We start from the raw sequence: 767 nt of genomic DNA, 5'->3' as shown, positions 1-767 counted from the left end.
CAACAACTAGTCGTAGATGGTAAAAATGCGAAACAAGACTTTAATAACGCTCTTCTAGAGGTAGATAAAAAAGCTGATGTTGCAGTAGCAGCGGTAGTTAAGAAAGCTGAGAGTGAAATTAATTCCGCTCAATCACAATTAAATGGAATTGTACGAGATGCAGGTAATGTAGTAACAGAAGCAAAACAAATCGATATGCCTTTCTTGAAGAAATCAGAAGATGAAATGAAAGGATTACGTAAAGTTGTTGGTGATACGAATACACGCATGGACAATATCGTCGCAAATGGAAATAAAGATAATNAGAAGTCGTCGATGCACGATTAGGTGCTGATGGGATTGCTCGTGGATCTGTAGGGAGTCTAGTAAGAGAGATTCACAAACAACAACTGAATGATGAACGAAAATCACAGCTGCTGCAGCATGGTGTAAATGTTCTAAATGCACCAGTAGCATCACCATTAAATATAGAAATTCAAGGGCGTACACTTGTAAACTTATTAGGGCAAACCAACTTAGATAATACGAAATATTATGTGTTTATTCCGCAAAAAGGCACTACGAAGATTTCATATGGTGGCAATACGTACGAGGGAGTTACGAAATTTACAGGGCAAGCGACTGCATCTTATTCGATTAAGCAGGATTTTCGGGGGAAAGTTGCTGGAAGTGTTGCTGAGAATGGGGATATAAGTAAGGTTGGTTTTGGTAATTCCTTGCTAAATCCAACTAATTTGAATAATTTCCCTTTCGAGGTGGAATATGAC

Annotated in this window: 1 protein-coding gene; it reads left to right on the top strand. The window is 38.3% G+C overall.

The window, feature by feature from the left end; translation table 11 throughout:
• Positions 1-536: 536 nt before the first annotated feature.
• Positions 537-767: hypothetical protein (locus tag HUO09_RS22405; protein ID WP_223159544.1), on the top strand; the 231-nt coding region annotated here is incomplete at its 3' end.

The sequence above is a fragment of the Vibrio sp. Y2-5 genome (genome assembly GCF_014596725.1).
In the GTDB taxonomy this organism is placed as follows: domain Bacteria; phylum Pseudomonadota; class Gammaproteobacteria; order Enterobacterales; family Vibrionaceae; genus Vibrio.
Note: the sequence above shows the minus strand (reverse complement) of the source record. Positions and strands in the feature narration are given on the sequence as shown.